Raw genomic sequence first — 17,381 nt, forward strand, 5'->3', positions numbered from 1 at the left:
TCATTTCTCTACAATTGTAGCGAGAAAAACATTGTTTCGCCACTAAACCGAGGGCGTTAGCCCCGGTTCCACGTAGCCGAGTCTCTGCGAGACTCGCAATCTTCATTCTATATCTGTGAACGATACTTTATTGCCGCTGGATTAACTAATCGCGGCGGACAATCTATAGGGCCCAGAAACCGAGTCTCGGAGAGACTCGGCTACGTGGGCGAGTCTCTCCGAGACTCGGATTACTACGATCGAAATGTCAACCAGAAATCCATCAGCGTCTCGGAGAGACGCTGCTACGTGATCGGGGTGTGGTACCATAAACCAGGATAGCTACCCCGATGCAGAGATCGTAACTATGGATGCGGAAAGTTTTCGAGATTTTGTGCTGACGGTGCTCAGCCAGGCCTTCCCCACTGAACCTTTCGAGGCTGGAGAGCGGGCGGATGCAATTCGGTGGAAGAGCACCGAAATCGGTTTGCACAATCTACACGCTGACGCCTCGCTGCTGCGCACCCAGCCAGACCTGGTTCGCCAGGCGATCATCGATCATTTCTCACGCATCGTGCAACTGACCGATATCGAGCTGGCACTGCTGCCAAGTACGTGGGACGAAGCCCGAACTCGGGTCCGCTTGCAATTGATGCCATCAGCCTTCGCCCGTTCAGGCGTCAGCGTCACCTATCCATTTCTCGATGATGTGCTGATTAGTGTTGTCGTCGATGCGGAACATGGTTACGCGTACGTACGCACCGAAGATGTTCAGCGTTGGGAGGTCGGCCTGGTCGATCTGTACGAAGCGGCCTGCGAGAACCTGGCCGCCGCGTCTCAGAACCTGGCGGTATCGTATTATCCAGGACCACCTGCCATCGTGGCCATCGACACCTCGGACGGTTACGCCGCCGCTCGACTCCTACTGCCCAGTCTGCGGGCCTATGTGAGCGATAAACTCGGCAGCCCGTTCTGTGCAGGTATTCCCAACCGCGACTTCTTGATCATGTGGTCCGCCAGCGACGATCCAGACTTTCAAGCTCGCATGGCAGCCCAATTGATCGAAGACACTCAGAGTCGCTCCCATCCTCTCAGCAGTCGCATTTTGAATGTGACCACCGAAGCCATCCTGTAGCGGAATGCGTTAAGCATTTCGAACTTGTTACTACAAATTCCACGTCCCGAAAGCCTTGACGGCTTCCGCTACAGGTTGGCCGAAAGCCTTGACGGCTTCCGCTACGTTGGAGGTGGGCTTTACGGCGCTAATACTCGCAATGCGTTACGCACTGGTTGCCCCGGATAATACACGCGCGACGAGACCACCCCGGGGCGTACGTAGGTCGGCACGTAGGCGGGCACGACGGGTGAATAACGCACGACGGGTGCCGGAGCCACGTACGCGGTCGGTACTACGGGTCGGTAAGTCGAATACACTCCATACGAACCATAGGATCCATAGCCAGCCGCGTAAGGTGAAGGCAGGACGGCCGCGGGCAGCACCGAGACCGCTGGCACGACTGGTCGAGCCACCACGACGGGGCCACCGTAAACGGGCACACCGCCACCCAAGACCACCACTTGAGCGCTGGCCGAGGAAGCAAACAGGCTCGCGCCACACAACAAACCCAGACCACAGATTGCAGTTCGCCAATTCATTTTCAAAATCTCCAGTTCGATTCGGGCTGACGGGATCAAGAGCGATGCACGAAACGTGCCATTCAATTCTTGGTTATCGCGGGCAACCCAGCTGTGGTTGCGTTGGCCTGACAAATTTTTACGATCCGAATTTCGTCGTAGCTGTACTTGCCGCCCAGTGACTCAAAGACCGGTTTGAGCCGACCATCTTCGGCGGCTGCGAAAGCAGCCACGATCTCTGCTGCCGCTTCCGGACTGACCCAGGGACTGGAATCCGTGACGCGTTCGGCTTGCAGGTATTCGCACAGGTATCCAAACACCGTCGAGCGTGCGCGATCGAGCTTGGCTGCGACCTCTTCAACGGAAAGTCCTTCACGCCAATACGCAAACGCAGAAATCGCGGACGCCCCAATCGACGGCGAGAACGGCAACGCGTCGGGCGCCAAGGCGGCCAAGTTCACCTCGACGTTGCGATCCAGCTTATGCGCAGTGCAATACTGATCGAGAGCGCTGAGAAAAATTTCGCCGTAGTCGAGCAGCTTCTGATGACCCATACCACGCACGCGCTGCAACATGGCCAGGGTGTTCGGACGACTGCGAGCCAACTCGCGCAATGTAGCATCGCCGAAGACCACGTACGCTGGCACGTTGCGTTTGCGAGCCTCAACGCCCCGTGTTTGTCGCAAATGTTCGAACAGGCCGCGGTCGACGCCTTCCCAAGAAAGATTCTGGGCGGCGGTGGCTTTAGTGGCCGCCTTGCGCTGCGGTGGCAATGTCAAGATCGGAGTCGCTTCGCGTTTGAGCAACTGGCGACCAGTTGTCGTTACGCGCAACAACTGAAACTCTCCCTCACGCTCCAAAAACTGCTGACCTACCAATTGATCAATCCAGCCACGAATTGTGTTGAGCGATTCATCTTTCAATAGCCCATACGTGCTCAGTCGCTCGTGACCCAACTGCGTAACGCGTTGATCGGACGAGCCCTTGAGCACTTTCGCGGTGTGGTCGGCGCCAAAGCGTTGATCTAGCCTGAGCACACACGACAGGATCTTCTGCCCGAGCGTGGTCGGATCTTCGACTTGGGCAATTTCATTCAAACAAACATCGCAAGCCCCGCAGTTATCGCTCGGTAAGTCTTGACCAAAGTAAGCCGACAGAGATCGATGTCGACACTCCACTCCCGTGCACAGTTTCTGCATGGCCCGCAGTGCCCGCTCAGCCGATTGTCGCGCATTGCCTTCGAGCGAGCCGAACATCTTTAACCAGGTGATCACTTCGCTGGCGCTGTGCAGCAGCACACATTCGGACTCCAAGCCATCGCGGCCTGCCCGACCACTTTCCTGCTGATAGTTCTCGATCGATTTGGGCATACCTGCATGCACGACGTAGCGCACGTCGGGTTTATCGATGCCCATGCCGAAAGCCACCGTGGCCACGATCACATCGACCTCATCGCGAATGAACGCCTCTTGGTTGCGTTTGCGGGTGGCATCGTCCAGGCCTGCATGATAGGGCAGGGCCTTGATGCCAACTTCCCGCAGTGAACCGGCCATGGTCTCGACTTCTTTGCGACTGACGCAATAGACGATGCCCGATTCGTGACCACCACTATCATGACGATGCCGATTGATGACCTGCATGACTTGACCCAAGCGGCCATCGATGGGCAACATGCGATAGACCAGGTTTGGCCGATCGAAAGAACCGATCAGCATCAAGGCATCGGCCAAACCCAACTGACGCGCGATGTCCTGGCGGACATGTTCCGGCGCAGTAGCTGTGTAGGCATGCACGGGAACCGACGGGAAACGCTGCTTGAGCACCTTCAGCCCGCGATATTCTGGGCGGAAGTCATGCCCCCAATCGCTAATACAGTGGGCTTCGTCGATCGCAAACATCGACACATCGATCGTTTGCAAAAAGCTAAGCATCTTGTCGGTCAACAAACGCTCAGGGGCAACGTAGAGCAGTTTCAGTTCGCCTTGACGAATTTGCAGCGCGATTCGTCGTTGCTCGTCCATCGATTGCGACGAGTTGATGAACGCCGCGGCCACACCATTGGCGTGCAAGGCATCCACTTGATCTTTCATCAGCGAAATGAGTGGCGATACGACGATTCCCACGCCATCCAGACACAAGGCGGGCACTTGGAAGCATAGAGATTTGCCGCCACCGGTGGGCAGAACCACCACACTATCGCGACCAGACAGAGCCGCATTGACAGCCTCTTGTTGCAGTGGGCGAAACGCTTCGTAACCCCACACGCTCTGCAGCGTCTGCTGAGCTCGATTCAGGAATTCCTCGGCCACCACGCTCACAATTCGGCCCCGTCCGTAACGCTGCTATCACAAAAGTCGACATCGACCAACATCGACGTCGTCTAAGTGTAGCAATCACGCGCGCCAAGAGTAGTGCGGTCCGGTTCCCACTAAACCGAGGGCATTAGCCCCGGTTATCGAACGTTCAACATAGTTGACGCCGATTCTCGGCTAAGCGTCGGCCGCATTTGGGCGGGCGCAGGCGGAGCCTGCAAGGCAGTGGGTTACCAGGCAGAGCCTGGTAACCAGGCCGTGGTTAACGCCTACGGGTTGCGTCGGGTTTGGATGCAGACTCTGCCGTCGGTTCAGCTGGGGTGGGAGACTGCGAACTGGTTTCGGGCAACAGTTCAAAGCTGCTGATCATTTGCTCATCCGCCATACCGAATTTCTCGGCGGCTTCACCGCTCATCGTGTAGACCATTGAGACGCGCCGACCGGTGTCATCAGAGATATGAGCATAGACCCAGCGCACCGGTACGTCTTGCGTCTTGCCGACTGCCGTCACGCGTAACACGCGCAAGCTGCCATTCTTCTTTTCGCTGGCGTCGAGCAGCGAATCGAGATTCTTGTCCAAGCCACGTTTGATGTCGTCTTGAAAACCGGCCAGCGAGAGTTGTTGCCCGGCCGAGAGTTTTGGCAGGCGGGTAATATTGCACTGAGCCACGATCTGATTCTGTTCGACCATGCGCAAGATAGCCTCTTCGCCCGTATCGACAATCGTCTTCCAACGGCGATCGGCCAACATTTGATAACGGCCAGGAACCGAAGCGATCTGCATCAGCCAGCGCGAATCATCATTGCTGCTGGCGATGGCGGCTAACTCTTTGACCGTAACATCGCTGCAGGCGTCGGCTTCTTCCTTGCGAATCAATTTCACGCGGGCAGTCAAAGTGAACCCGGGCTCTGCCTGGCTGATGTCGCGAGTTTCAGTTAAAGACATACCAACCCAAGTCACCATAGCGCACTTGGTAGCCAGTTCAGCATGTAGATTTCCATTGACGTTGATCTTGGTGGGCACACTGTTGACGGTGCCTTGTATGTCGCCCAGGCACTCGATCGTCGCTACACCACTCTCAGCTTTGACAACGCGGCATGTTACGGTGCTCGAGTGCACGGCGTCGAGTTGAAAGACTTCGCCGACGGTCTTTTCCGAAGGCGTCCAGCTTTCGTCGGCTTTCACCGGCGAAGCTGGCAAGAGTTGATCGACGACGACGCTATTGATCGGTAAGCGAACCAGGTCGATCTCGCGCGGTGTCATCGGACGGTTGATCGAGTATTGCTGCCAGACGCCATCGGCGCGGACCATACGCGCATCGGCGCACTGGGTTCGCAGTTGATGGCTAATCGCGTTACCGGCTACCCAAGTCTTGACATTGGCTTCGTGATAGTGTCGGGCGGCCGCGGTCATTTGATTCTGCTGGTCCATCAGCGTTCGTTCATCGAAGTCGACGGTCGACTCAGCTTTAACCTCGGCGGTCCGCGGAGCCTTCTTGCTGGTCGGATCTGGATCCGCCACTTGCAGCGTCCCGCTCAGCTGCAAAACTACCCGCGTGCGCGTGGACAGTTGGTCAATGCCTTGGGGAGCTTGCAAGGCGGACGGTTTGCGAATCGCTTTGGGCTCTTGAGCGGAACTTATATGAGGCAGGCTGACCACACCTGCTGCTAGCAAAGCCAAGAAATGGCGGCGCGACCTTTTGCTAGCAAGCGTGTCCAAAGTTTGGATTGTGGTTGCATGGATATGGAACATGGGCTGGCACTCCCTGCCGATTGAGCGGAGACGAAGCAGAACATCTTTGCTTATCGGCAAAGCTTGCCACATTCTGCAACTTAGCCTGTGGGCTAACGCCCTCGGCTTAGTAAAAAATAAAAAAAATTCCCAGCCATCCCAAAATGAGATAGACAGCGAGCAAAAGTGACACAGTCGAGAACTTTTTTCCCTGCGAGGCTGGTGCAAAATGCCCCTACGAAAGCCGGGGCAAAAATATTTTGTGGCGTTTTTCTTGTGCTATGACACTGTTTTTGTTTGTCAACCCCGTTGCGCGAACTTTCGGCCTCCAGTTTGCATCTATGGGTGATTCGCGTCCTGGTTGGACTGCCAATTATGGAAGGTGCCTTCTGAATTGCTGGTCGGCGCGCCCAAGAGGGACTTGAAATCCTCCCTATACCAATAGGTAGAGACTTTCGCCGAACAAGCGAAAGGCGGCTGACTCCGATCGAGTTAGCTCTTATTGGTGGTTGAATCCTCCCGGATTCGTAAGTGGTTGGATTTGTTCGGCTCTCGGCGGCGCGTTAGACTGACAAGCTGGAAGGCTGGCAAGCACCAACCAAAAAGTGTCGGACGCGTTTGTGCTGATCCTCATGATGAGGTTCAACCCAGCCCGTGAACCGTTAGTTGGCGGTCGGAAACCGCAGGGAATTGAAAAAAGACTTGGTTCACAAGCAGGGATAAGGTTTGATCATGCATCAAGACTATCGTATCGCTCTACTGCGTGAATTGCGCGACCAACAAGTTCGCTATGCCCCCCGCGTCAAGCGGCTCGAGCAAGCCGAACGAGCGGAAAAACTATTGAGCGAACTGGACGCTAAGCGTCAATATCCGTACGAGTTCATTTTCTTCCGTGTCACCGATTATCGGCCCACCGACAGCGTGCGGCGGATGATCAGCGGAACCGATGCGGCGCACGACTTGCGACTGTTTGTCGAAGACGTCAGCGATTCGCTCGACCTCCGCTTGGAAGAAGTTACCGAACCGGTTCACACCGTTGAAGAACTCAGCCGAATGTTCAACGTGTCGACCAAGACCATCTCGCGCTGGCGAGATCAAGGCTTGGTCAGTCGTCGCTTCGTTTGCGACGGACGCAAGCGCGTGGGCTTTCTGCACAGCAGCGTAGAACGCTTCGTATCGAAGAATCTGCGTCGCGTCAAACGAGGCGAACGCTTCAGCCAACTCTCCGATGATGAACGCGCCGAGATCATCGAACGCGCTCGCAACCTGGCGATCGATGGAGCCAACCTGTCCGAAGTTGCCCGACGCGTCGCCAACGAAGTGCATCGGAGTGTCGAAACCATTCGGTATACGCTTAAAAATCATGATCGTCGTCACCCCAGCCAGGCGGTCTTCCCTGACCAACGGCCAGAACTGACCGACGACGACAAGCGTTCGATCTACCAACAGAGCCTGCGTGGTGTGAGCATCAGTCAACTGTGCCGCCGCTATGGTCGCGTACGTGGTAGCATCGTCCGCATCCTGAACGAGCAGCGAGCAGAACGCTTGATGGAGCTGTCGTTGGAATTCATTCCCAACGAGATCTTCGAAGGCGCCAACGCCGCCACGGTTGCCGACATCCTCAGCCCAACCCCCGAGCCAGTCATTCCGCCACGCAAGATGAAGCCACCAGCAGGTCTGCCGACCTACCTGGCTTCGCTGTATGACGTGCAATTGCTGACACGCGAGCAAGAATACCACTTGTTCCGCAAGATGAACTTCCTGAAGTTCCAAGCAGCCAAACTGCGCGAACAACTGGACAGTGCCAATCCCAAGACGTCCTTGATGGATGAGATCGATCGTCTGTATCAGGCATCGGTCGACGTCAAGAACCAAATCGTGCAAGCCAACTTGCGCTTGGTGGTTTCGATCGCCAAACGCCATGTCGGCGGCAGCGATGACTTCTTTGGTTTGATCAGCGACGGCAACATGTCGCTGATTCGAGCCGTCGAGAAGTTCGATTACGCTCGTGGCAACAAGTTCAGCACCTACGCCAGTTGGGCGATCATGAAGAACTTTGCCCGCTCAATTCCCGACGAGTATAAGCACAAGGATCGCTTCCGCACCGCTGGTGAAGAAGTGCTGCTCAGCCGCGAAGATGAACGAGCTGACCAGTTCGCGATGGAAATTGCCCATCAACAACGTCAGTCGCAGATCACTTCGATCCTCAATCGTCTGGACGAACGCGAGCAACAGATCATCATCCGTCGCTTCGGATTGGACCACAGCCATGAACCTCTGACTCTGAAAGAAGTCGGCGAAGTCATGGGTGTGACCAAAGAACGCATCCGCCAACTGGAAGCTCGGGCGCTAAGCAAACTCCGCGAAGCCGCCACCACCGAGCACATCGAACTGCCTGACTAAAGCGTCACCTCGTCACCTCCCCGGCGCAGCTGAGAGTGCTGATTTAATTCCAATTTGCTCTGGCATGGGTATTATGGTTGAAGAGGCCGACGTTCCAACTCGGTGCAATCATTATGCTAACGAACCATCGCGATTTTTTGTTTGAGATTCGTGCGTCGGATCTGGCGATCTATAAGCGTGTGCTGCCGCTCAAGTCGCCCCTTTTAGATGCGTTGGAGATAGTCCCCTGGGAAAGTTTCCGGCCTGAGCTGGAGAAGTATTATTGTCGTGAGGGAGGTAGGCCCACCCTGCCAGTAATCCTCCTCCTGAAGGTGTTGTACCTGCAATATCTCTATCATCTATCAGACAGCAAAGTCCTAGAAAGAGCCAGTTCGGATTTATTGTTCCGCTGGTTTCTGCAAGTGCCGATTACTTGTAAGTTGCCGGACGGAAGTACTTTGAGTCGCTTTCGGGGTCGCATCGGAGAAGAGGGGATGCAGAAAGTTTTCGACCGACTGATCAGCTTCGCGCGCAGCAAGGGCCTTGTCAGCGATCGGTTGCGACTTAAAGATGCCACACACGTCTATGCCAATATTGCTGTGCCCACCACGTTGAAACTGCTGGCGCAGCTGCGAGAAAAGATGCTCGCTGCTATCGAGCCCATTGATGCTGAGGTCGCTCAAGGATTCCGTATCCGAACCGATCGAAGCCGCGTCGAAACCGAGAAAGAATCCGAGGAGATTCGCCTTGATGCTCGTCTGGATTTAGTCGGCGACATCCTGACGTGGATGCTCGAGCAGCCCGATCCATCCCAAGAGAGTGATTGCCAAGAGTCTTGGAAACGATTCATCGAAGTACGTGCGCTCGCTCAAAAGATCGTGAGCGATTGCTTGAACCCAGGTCAGGGTGATCGCACGCTGAGCGTGGTTGATAGCGATGCCCGCCGCGGAATGCATGGCGAGTTTTACGACGGCTATTTGGTCGATGTGTTGATGGACGCCGATAGCCAGCTGATCACTCAACTTGAGGTGCTTCCGGCAAACGGTGCTGAGGCCCAAGACGCGGTTCATCTGATTGAACGCGAACAGCAAGCTCATGGCAACAAGATCGAACAGCTATCCCTTGACGGCGCGGGATTTAACGGGCCAATGCTGCGCACGTTGGAAGGCCCTGGCGGGATGGAAGTTGATGTGATCACACCGCCGCGTGACTTCGGCAACGATGAAGGCTTTGCTTCGACGGCGTTTGCATTGACCTCAGACGGCGAGCATGTGACATGTCCAGCTGGCCACACATCCAATAAAGGATTTCAAGATGCCACGAAGCCTAACCGCACGACGTTCGACTTTCCGGCTAAGAAATGTTGGGGCTGTCCGTTGCTCGCGCAGTGCAACCCCAAGATGAAAGAGACCAGCCGTCGAGGTCGACGAGTGAATAAGAATGAGTATGAAGAAGAATACAAACGTGCTCGTCAGAAGTCCAAGACAGAGCAATACCAACAAGTCCGGCGTGAGCATCCGGCCATCGAACGGAAGTTAGGGGAAGTGGCTCGGCACGGGCGCGGTCGTTGTGCAAGATACTGCGGTCTGGCAAAAGTGAAGATCCAACAACTGATGACATGCTTCACAGTGAACGTCAAACGACTGGCAAAACTGCTTGCCGTGGAGCGCTGCGCACCGACTGTCGCAATCGGGTGAAAAAAGCCGTTCAAATCGCCGCTTTGGGCAGTCTGGGCTAAATTTCGCCTCGAGACGAACCAGGATTCGTAAATAACAACCTCCCCAGCGCGTTGAGTCAGCAAAAAAACAACCGCCCCACATCAATAAGAGACTACGCTTTGCTATTATCGCATCGCTCTCCAGCTGGGGGAGGTCGCAGACGAGGCGTTCAGCCGAAGTCTGCGGGAGGGGGCACAGCGCTAGGCAAGACTCCTGCGGTACTAACCACCTTCACTGCCCAGACCCCTCCCGAATCTCGCAAAGCCTCGATTCGACCTCCCCAAGGCGAAGCCTTGGAGAGGTGACTGTCACCTCCCCTGCGCAGCGGGGGAGGTCGCAGACGAGGCGTTCAGCCGAAGTCTGCGGGAGGGGGCACAGCGCCAGTCAAGACTTCGGCGGTACTAACCACCTCTACTTCCCAGACTCCTCCCGAATCTCGCAAAGCCTCGATTCGACCTCCCCAAGGGGAAGCCTTGGAGAGGTAACTGTCACCTCTCCCGCGCAGCGGGGGAGGTCGCAGACGAGGCGTTCAGCCGAAGTCTGCGGGAGGGGGCACAGCGCCAGGCAAGACTCCTGCGGTACTAACCACCTTCACTGCCCAGACCCCTCCCGAATCTCGCTAGGGCTCGATTCGACCTCCCCAAGGCAAAGCCTTGGAGAGGTGACATAAATTACAACAGCGAATCCAAGAGCAATCGCAACTTGCGTAGCTCCTGGCGCTGATCGACATCCGGCATCGGCTTGATCTGGATACTCAGCGCATGGTCATATTTGACGCGCTGCAGACTGGTAATCAGCTTGCCGTATTCGATCTCACCCTGGCCGACTCGCACCTGCAATTGATCCTTCTTGGAATCGCGCAGGTGGACGTGGAAGACATAGTGCATGATCTTTTCGATGTTCTTGTTGCGATACGGCCCGCAGTAGTATTCGCTCGGATCGAGCGTCAGCCCCAGGCCGCGGACATTGTCGCATAGAACTTTCACCGTATCGGGATCTTCGCTGAGGCGACCGATCTGGCTTTTCATCGCTACGCGTACGCCTTGCGTTTCGGCGACGCGCACGAGCTCTTGCAGCCGTTCGACTTCTTCATTGAACGGCGTGCCCAGTTCGCCCGATGGCACCGTTAAGGTTACAACTTTGGTAGCTTTGGCCAGTGCGCACACGTCGGAGAACTGCGCGTAATAGTCTTGGCCCTGAGCGTTGATATAGACATCAAAGCTGCACAGATCCAGGCGATGGCTGTCGCGAACAACGCGCACGACCTCATCCATCTCGTTTTGCAACCGACTGGGGCTTAGCAACCCGCCGTCTTCGTGCAAAGCAACTTCAATTGTCGTAAACTCGAGGTCAATGAAAGTCTCGACGACATCCGGCATGGGAATGTCAGGGAAACAATCCGTCGAAACCGCTATGTACACAACCTACTCCTTTGAAGCTCAACCGATCTGGACGCAATGTCCGCTGCCAGAAAGGGTAGCCATCAAAGCGCAAACCCGCAACCCGGTAATTCCAGGAGTGCTCAGCCGCCGGGAGCCGCTGCGGGGTGCAGCGTTCATGGCCCGCCCCCGAACTTAAAGCAAGGCGTCCAGTTCGGCGACCAGGCTGTCAAAGTGCCGCAGGGCGGTTTCGATCGGGGCAGGGGTGGTCATGTCGACGCCCGCGTCCTTCAGCAGGTCCAGCGGATCTTGGGAGCAGCCGCTGCTGAGAAATCGCAGGTAGTCGGCTCGTTCGGCCGTGCCACCTTCCAGCACGCGGCGCGACAAGGCAATTGCCGCCGCCAGACCGGTCGCGTATTTGTAAACATAAAACGCCCGGTAAAAGTGCGGAATGCGGAAGCACTCGAGCGTCAGCTGCTGGTCGATCACAAAATTGCTGCCAAAGTAAGCTTTCAGCAGCTCTCCGTAACAATCGCGGAACGCCTGCACGGTCAGGCCGTCACCCCGCTCAGCCATTTCGTGCGTCAGCTTTTCGAATTCAGCGAACATCGTCTGCCGCACGATGGTGGCCCGAATGCTGTCGATTTCATGGTTGAGCAAGTAGGCCTTCAGCCGCGTATCGCTGGTGCTCTTGAGCAAATAATGCGTCAGCAGTTGCTCATTGAAGGTACTAGCCACTTCTGCTACGAAAATCGTGTAGTTGTAATACTGGAAGGGCTGATTGGCGGCGGAATAATGACTGTGCATCGAGTGACCCGCTTCGTGCGTGAGCGTAAATAGATCGTTCAGCACGGTCGGCTTGTAATTCATCATGATGTAGGGATTGCCTTCGAAGCTGCCGCAGCTGAAGGCTCCGCTCTGCTTGCCTTGGTTGGGATAACGGTCGCACCAACCACTAGCTAACCCTGTGCGCAGCTGGCGGCAGTAGTCTTCACCCAGCGGCGATAGCGAATCGATAACCGTTTCGATCGCCTGATCCCACTGGCGGGTTTGTTCCATGTCGGCCAGGATCGGCACGTAGGTGTCGTAGTGGTGCAGATCCGGTAGCTTCATTTTCGACCGACGCACTTCCAGATATCGATGCACTGCCGGCAATTGGCTCCGCACCGTACCGATCAAGTTGTCGTAAACAGCTTGCGGGACGTTATCTGGGAAAAGGGCTGCCGAGAGCGACGAAGCGTAGCCGCGAGCTTTGGCGTAATAGGCATCGGTATGGATGCTGCCGGCCAAGGTAGCGGCGAGGGTATTTTCATGAGCATGAAACTGTTCGTAGTACTGGTGAAAAGCCGTTCGCCGCACACCGCGATCAGGCGAAATCAAGAGTTGACTGAACGTAGAATTGGTCAGCTCGACGGCTTCGCCTTTGGCATCGGTCACAAAGCCGAATTTCAGATCGGCATCGTTTAGTTGCCGAAAGATTTTGCTGGCCGTTTGAGCCATTTCGCCCTGCATGGCCAGCAGTGATTCTTCTTTGTCGGAAAGCGTATGCGGTTTGAAGCGGGCGATGCGCTCGAGCACCAAACGATAATCGGCCAGTTCTTCGCTAGCCATCATGGCATCGATGGTGGTTTGATCGAGCGACAAGATTTCGGGCCGAATGTAGCTCGCCAACTGACTGGCTTTGACGGCCAGGTTCTGAAAACGCCCCATCATGCCCTGGTACAGATCGTTGGCCTGATCCTCGGTGGTTTTCAAGAAGACATAGGTGCCCAGGCGTTCCGAGAGCAGATCGACTTGCGTATCGAATCTCAAACATTCGGACAATTTGGCCGGGCTAGCCAGTTGGCCACGAAACTTTTCAAAGCCACCGATAAGTTCTTTGAATTTTTTGAGATCTTGTTCCCAATCGGAATCGTTTGCGTAGAGACTTGATAGATCCCAGCAATCCTTGGGGTCGACTTCGCTACGGGCCGGAACACGCTTTACAGTGGCCAAAGCTCTCTCCTGATAGACGGGGCAGTGACGAACAGCGTCCCGTTTTCGCGTAGGATCGCCTTGGAGTCAATCGGTGGCTTCGGGGTAAAGAGTTTTTGTCTTCCTCTGTCTAATTCGTTTAGCGGCGGAGAGTGATCGGGTATATTACCTACTCCCTCATAGCTCCTTCTAAGCAAATCGCGGCACAATGAAGCCATCGCCAGTTGGTTCAAGAATACTGTCAGCCTACGCGGTACTTTTTGCTGGCTTAGCACAGGCAACGCTTTTGGCGATCGCAGTTGTAAATGGTGTCGTTTCCCTGCCATCGGCACTGGGTGTCATTTCATTGTCGGGAGCGATCGTTTACTACGGCGTCCGCGTATTTGCTGGAGACTACTCTGTAGCGAAAATCTTTGGATTGCTCGTGGCTATCAACTACTTGGGACTAACTGCGACAAACGCATGGAACATGAATGATTTCCCCGAAGGCAGCCGTGCCGCGCAGATGGCTGTGTCACGAATGATCCGCGGCGTTGTCTTTGCATCTGTATACGTATGGTATTATTGGTTTCGGCAGAAGACTATGGACGGCTTCTTGTCGGGCGGAATTGAAAATGTTCCTGCGGGGTCGAGTGCTCAACACAACAGCGAGGCAGAGTAACTCATTGCCCGGCCGCGATTGTTTCATCCAGCACATTGGACAATCATCCGCCGATCCAGAACAAAATCCTCCATTAGTATTCGCGAGTCTCGGAGAGACTCGGCTACGTGTAAATCGACTACCCTTGAGACATCTAACAAACCTCTAGTTTTTAGTCGAGCACGTTGGAGACTAGTCCAATGCACATCAATCAATTGACCATCCCTGTTTTGCTGACGCTCTGTTTGTCCTTGGACGCGATTGCGCAAGTCGAGTCGCCTAAGAAGGTGTATGACGAGCGGATTCGAGAAGCTCGAGCTGACTATCGCGTGGCGATTGCCAAGCAAATTCGCGAAGCTAAAGTCGTCGAAGTTTTCTTGCTCAAATTCGATGATGTGCGGAAGGTTGACGTCTTGAAGGACGACGAAGAGCAAAGATTTCCCGTTGCTCCGTACGAAGCTACGACCTCGGTGATCTCGCAGCGCAAGTTAAGCAAAAAGGAAATGGAGCCGCTGTTGTCTGAATTGGCCAATCAGATCGCCTTGCCGGAACATCAGGGCGGTGCCTTCTGCCATTTCCCAATCCACGGGGTGCGTATCTATTCAGACGAACCCAATGGCGAGCCCTGGGGCCCTAAGCTCGTCTACTGCGGAACATTCTGCTGGGCTTGCAGCAACTTTGGCTTCGAATACCCCGATGGCGCCGAGTGGCTGGACACCAACGATAAGCTAAAGGACATCTTCAACCAACTTGTTCCCGTACCACAGAGCGAAGCCGAGCGTTTCAAAGCTGCCCCACCAAGCCAAGGGCGTTCACGTAGCAGCGTCTCTCCGAGACGCTGATGTGTTTCAAGGCACACATTACGATTCTAGTAATCCGAGTCTCGGAGAGACTCGGCTACGTGGTGCGGCCTGGTTACCAGGCTCTGCCTGGTAACCCACTGCCTTGCAGGCTCTGCCTGCGTCGGCAGCAACTAGGTTGAACGTTCACGTTGCAGCGTCTCTCCGTGACGCTGATGCGTAGTAATCCGAGTCTCGGAGAGACTCGGCTACGTGGTTCGGCGTTTGCCTTCGACCTATACTACAAGACATCTAGCTCGATGAGCGTTTGTTCTTTAGCGGTAAGGTTTATCGTGAATGCACCTCTCACGATTGAGAACTGCTCCGATCACAGCGAACTGATCGCTGCTGATTTGCAATTTGCAGATCGCACAGCCGAAGGCGTGACCTTCGATGATTCGCAGCTTACTAGAGTTTCTTTTTTACGATGCGATTTGTACTGGGCGTCGTTTTTCCGCGCCCAATTGTGTAACGTGATTTTTGAGTACTGCGACCTGCGTGGGGCCGACTTCAAGCGTGCGAAACTCTGCGACTGCCGTTTTGTTGGTTGCGATCTCGGTAACGATGCGATTGGCGGCCGAACTTACTTTGACGACGCGGAATTGAGTAACGTAGAATTTGTCAATTGCCGCGGGCGCTAGTAGCATGACTCGATGGAAAACTTCGATACGATCGATGACCCGCATCTTGCGATCTTCGAATACCTGAAACGCAAACATCCACACGATAAGCAATGCGAACCAAGCCCAGAGAGAAACTGAAATGACGCCGCTATTCAAGAAGCTTAATCTGGGCGTTAGCGATACAATCCTGGCGCTCAACGCCCCCGGATCTTTCGAAGCCGAGCTTTCGCAACTCGTCGGAGTAAAATTACTCCGTAAAGCAACGGCCAAATTGAAAACGCCATTTGCAATTGGTTTTGCAATTACGCAGGCTGAATGCGATCTTGTCTCGTCGACCTTCGCCAAAGCGACAGAAGGTGATGCAATTGTTTGGATCGCCTATCCCAAAGGTTCGTCGAAGAAGTACAAGTGCGAATTTAATCGCGATACTGGCTGGACTGTTCTGGGCGATGCGGGTTTCGAACCGGTTCGCCAGGTCGCGATTGACGAAGACTGGTCGGCTCTACGTTTCCGACGAACGCAGCACATAAAGTCGCTGACTCGAAGCGATACTATGGCTATATCGTCAGAAGGCAAACGCCGAACCAATCGGCCCACGTAGCCGAGTCTCTCCGAGACTCGTTTTCAGGGCCCCATAGATTGTCCGCCGCGATTAGTTAATCCAGCGCATTAGACTATCGTTCGCAGATAAAGAATGAAGTCCTTCGATTGCGAGTCTCGGAGAGACTCGCCTACGTGAGGGGGCTTTACTCGATGGGTACGACGTAACCGAGGGCGCCGATGGCTTGGCCCTCGGGGACTTTGGCGTAGTTTTCGTGGCACATGACGCACTTCTTCATGACGACTGGAATGGCGGTGGCCGCCAAGAGATATCGTTTGCCGTCTTTTTCAATGACCTGGTCGACGTAAGGCTTGCCGCCGACGATCTCCTTGATGGCTTTCTTCTCAAAGTCGCTCTTGGCAACGTTGTCCGGTTCGTACGGTTCGCCTGTGGCGTCGATCAACCGCGTTTCATGCCAGCCTTCTTGCTTGGCGACCTCGAACAGTTTCTTGAAAGCGGTGCCGGCTGGCACGTCGGATTTCTCGGTGACGTAATGTGTGGTCACCAGCACAATGGCGTTCTTGTAGATGCCGTCGAGCATCTTGACGGTCTTGCGGGCCCGTTGGACGGCGGCGTCTTGCGGTTGCTCTTTTGACTGAGCGTGTACGGGACTGACCAACATGGGCAGTCCGCCGGTGATCAGCCACAGGGCAGCTGCGCTGAGAACCAGCGACGAGCGAAGTGCGTAACTTGAAACCATAAGTCTCTCCTAAGGTTTGGTGAGGTTGACTAGCTGGCTACCTGGTTTGGCGATATCGGACAGTTTGACCGAGCGGAGATATTCCATCTGGATGCGTTCGGCTTCAGCCAACACTCGTCTGAGTTTGCAGTTGGGTTGAATGACGCAGATCTGTGTGGCGGCTCCCACGCATTCCAGTAACTGGGTTGACCCTTCCAGTTTCTCGATCACGTCGCCAATGGTGATGCATTCGGGCCCGGTGGCCAGTTCCAAACCGCCACCGACACCGCGGACCGTGCGGACCAAGCCCAAGCGGGTAAGGCTCTGCACGACTTTGGACAAATGATCCTTCGAGATCTGAAAGAACTCGGCGATCTGCCCCACTGTCGCGCGCTCCTTAATGCCGCTTAGATACATGAGCGTTCTCAATCCGTAATCGGTATGCAGCGCTAGACGCATCAACTAAACTCGCTAAACAGGTACCACTATTACCTCTTTTACCTTTAGGAGGCTCGATGGTCAAGTGTACACAGTGACGTCCGTTTCCTGCTAACTCCTACTCCTACTCGTACTCCTACTCGTACTCCTACTCGTACTCCTACTCGTACTCCTACTCGTACTCCTACTCGTACTCCTTTTCGAGTAGGAGTAGGAGTAGGAGTAGGAGTAGGAACGTTAAAGCGCTGATGACCAGTGGTTCATGCAGGCTACGGTAACGCTGGATTAGCACATCAAAACTGTGGCTAACGCCTACGGCACTCCAGTAACCGGGGCTAACGCCCTCGGCTTAGTTGTCTCGCGTTGAGAATAGGCGACTCAGAATGATCCTTTTACCAAGCCGGCTTTACATGCATTGCGGCTCAGAATTTTTAAAAGCTATTTACAGAA

At 54.9% G+C, this 17,381-nt stretch carries 14 protein-coding genes; 7 read left to right on the plus strand and 7 right to left on the minus strand.

Annotation, left to right across the window (positions count from 1 at the left end; translation table 11 throughout):
* Window positions 1–346: 346 nt before the first annotated feature.
* Window positions 347–1,114, plus strand: a complete 768-nt coding sequence (locus SH573x_RS31485; protein ID WP_479352203.1) for a DUF1444 domain-containing protein — start codon at window positions 347–349, stop codon at window positions 1,112–1,114.
* 119 nt (window positions 1,115–1,233) lie between these two features.
* Here the strand turns inward: SH573x_RS31485 and SH573x_RS31490 are convergent, their stop codons facing one another.
* The 3 genes from SH573x_RS31490 to SH573x_RS31500 all read right to left on the minus strand — a co-directional run bounded on the left by SH573x_RS31490 (window position 1,234) and on the right by SH573x_RS31500 (window position 5,679).
* Window positions 1,234–1,635, minus strand: coding sequence for a hypothetical protein (locus SH573x_RS31490; protein ID WP_479352204.1), 402 nt, complete (start codon window positions 1,633–1,635; stop codon window positions 1,234–1,236).
* Between the two features lie 62 nt (window positions 1,636–1,697).
* The gene (gene recQ, locus SH573x_RS31495; RefSeq protein ID WP_479352205.1) at window positions 1,698–3,932 is read right to left on the minus strand and encodes a DNA helicase RecQ; all 2,235 of its coding nucleotides are present in this window, start codon (window positions 3,930–3,932) and stop codon (window positions 1,698–1,700) included.
* Window positions 3,933–4,188: 256 nt separating this feature from the next.
* Entirely contained in the window at window positions 4,189–5,679 is a 1,491-nt protein-coding gene (locus tag SH573x_RS31500) for a hypothetical protein (protein ID WP_479352206.1), read from the minus strand.
* 711 nt (window positions 5,680–6,390) lie between these two features.
* Between SH573x_RS31500 and SH573x_RS31505 the strand changes: the two genes are divergently transcribed.
* On the plus strand, window positions 6,391–8,061 hold the full coding sequence (locus SH573x_RS31505) for a sigma-70 family RNA polymerase sigma factor (protein ID WP_479352207.1): 1,671 nt from the start codon (window positions 6,391–6,393) through the stop codon (window positions 8,059–8,061).
* Between the two features lie 113 nt (window positions 8,062–8,174).
* Complete coding sequence (locus SH573x_RS31510; protein ID WP_479352208.1) at window positions 8,175–9,737, plus strand: transposase; 1,563 nt, start codon at window positions 8,175–8,177, stop codon at window positions 9,735–9,737.
* 692 nt (window positions 9,738–10,429) lie between these two features.
* Here the strand turns inward: SH573x_RS31510 and SH573x_RS31515 are convergent.
* Together SH573x_RS31515 and pepF are read right to left on the minus strand one after the other, a co-directional pair.
* The gene (locus tag SH573x_RS31515) at window positions 10,430–11,179 is read right to left on the minus strand and encodes a sugar phosphate isomerase/epimerase family protein (RefSeq protein ID WP_479352209.1); all 750 of its coding nucleotides are present in this window, start codon (window positions 11,177–11,179) and stop codon (window positions 10,430–10,432) included.
* Between the two features lie 153 nt (window positions 11,180–11,332).
* The gene (gene pepF / locus SH573x_RS31520; protein ID WP_479352210.1) at window positions 11,333–13,132 is read right to left on the minus strand and encodes an oligoendopeptidase F; all 1,800 of its coding nucleotides are present in this window, start codon (window positions 13,130–13,132) and stop codon (window positions 11,333–11,335) included.
* 187 nt (window positions 13,133–13,319) lie between these two features.
* Here pepF and SH573x_RS31525 point away from each other — a divergent pair, with 187 nt between their 5' ends.
* From SH573x_RS31525 to SH573x_RS31540, 4 genes are all read left to right on the plus strand, one after another.
* A complete protein-coding gene (locus tag SH573x_RS31525; RefSeq protein WP_479352211.1) occupies window positions 13,320–13,772 on the plus strand; it encodes a hypothetical protein in 453 nt (150 codons plus the stop codon).
* A gap of 179 nt (window positions 13,773–13,951) precedes the next feature.
* Entirely contained in the window at window positions 13,952–14,593 is a 642-nt protein-coding gene (locus SH573x_RS31530; protein ID WP_479352212.1) for a hypothetical protein, read from the plus strand.
* A gap of 257 nt (window positions 14,594–14,850) precedes the next feature.
* The gene (locus SH573x_RS31535; RefSeq protein ID WP_479352213.1) at window positions 14,851–15,231 is read left to right on the plus strand and encodes a pentapeptide repeat-containing protein; all 381 of its coding nucleotides are present in this window, start codon (window positions 14,851–14,853) and stop codon (window positions 15,229–15,231) included.
* Window positions 15,232–15,352: 121 nt separating this feature from the next.
* Window positions 15,353–15,814, plus strand: a complete 462-nt coding sequence (locus SH573x_RS31540) for a hypothetical protein (protein ID WP_479352214.1) — start codon at window positions 15,353–15,355, stop codon at window positions 15,812–15,814.
* 145 nt (window positions 15,815–15,959) lie between these two features.
* Here SH573x_RS31540 and SH573x_RS31545 read toward each other — a convergent pair whose 3' ends face one another.
* Window positions 15,960–16,514, minus strand: a complete 555-nt coding sequence (locus tag SH573x_RS31545) for a c-type heme family protein (RefSeq protein ID WP_479352215.1) — start codon at window positions 16,512–16,514, stop codon at window positions 15,960–15,962.
* A 9-nt stretch (window positions 16,515–16,523) separates the two neighbouring features.
* On the minus strand, window positions 16,524–16,952 hold the full coding sequence (locus SH573x_RS31550) for an RrF2 family transcriptional regulator (RefSeq protein ID WP_479352216.1): 429 nt from the start codon (window positions 16,950–16,952) through the stop codon (window positions 16,524–16,526).
* Window positions 16,953–17,381: the final 429 nt, after the last annotated feature.

The sequence above is a fragment of the Rania fehmarnensis genome, from assembly GCF_056494185.1.

Excerpts from the sequence above, each read along its gene's own strand:
- SH573x_RS31530 (WP_479352212.1), top strand. The coding sequence starts at position 13,952 with ATGCACATCAATCAATTGACCATCCCTGTTTTGCTGACGCTCTGTTTG.
- SH573x_RS31540 (WP_479352214.1), top strand. The coding sequence starts at position 15,353 with ATGACGCCGCTATTCAAGAAGCTTAATCTGGGCGTTAGCGATACAATC.
- SH573x_RS31545 (WP_479352215.1), bottom strand. The coding sequence starts at position 16,514 with ATGGTTTCAAGTTACGCACTTCGCTCGTCGCTGGTTCTCAGCGCAGCT.
- SH573x_RS31510 (WP_479352208.1), top strand. The coding sequence starts at position 8,175 with ATGCTAACGAACCATCGCGATTTTTTGTTTGAGATTCGTGCGTCGGAT.
- SH573x_RS31500 (WP_479352206.1), bottom strand. The coding sequence starts at position 5,679 with ATGTTCCATATCCATGCAACCACAATCCAAACTTTGGACACGCTTGCT.
- SH573x_RS31490 (WP_479352204.1), bottom strand. The coding sequence starts at position 1,635 with ATGAATTGGCGAACTGCAATCTGTGGTCTGGGTTTGTTGTGTGGCGCG.
- SH573x_RS31485 (WP_479352203.1), top strand. The coding sequence starts at position 347 with ATGGATGCGGAAAGTTTTCGAGATTTTGTGCTGACGGTGCTCAGCCAG.
- SH573x_RS31505 (WP_479352207.1), top strand. The coding sequence starts at position 6,391 with ATGCATCAAGACTATCGTATCGCTCTACTGCGTGAATTGCGCGACCAA.
- SH573x_RS31525 (WP_479352211.1), top strand. The coding sequence starts at position 13,320 with ATGAAGCCATCGCCAGTTGGTTCAAGAATACTGTCAGCCTACGCGGTA.
- SH573x_RS31535 (WP_479352213.1), top strand. The coding sequence starts at position 14,851 with ATGAGCGTTTGTTCTTTAGCGGTAAGGTTTATCGTGAATGCACCTCTC.
- SH573x_RS31550 (WP_479352216.1), bottom strand. The coding sequence starts at position 16,952 with ATGCGTCTAGCGCTGCATACCGATTACGGATTGAGAACGCTCATGTAT.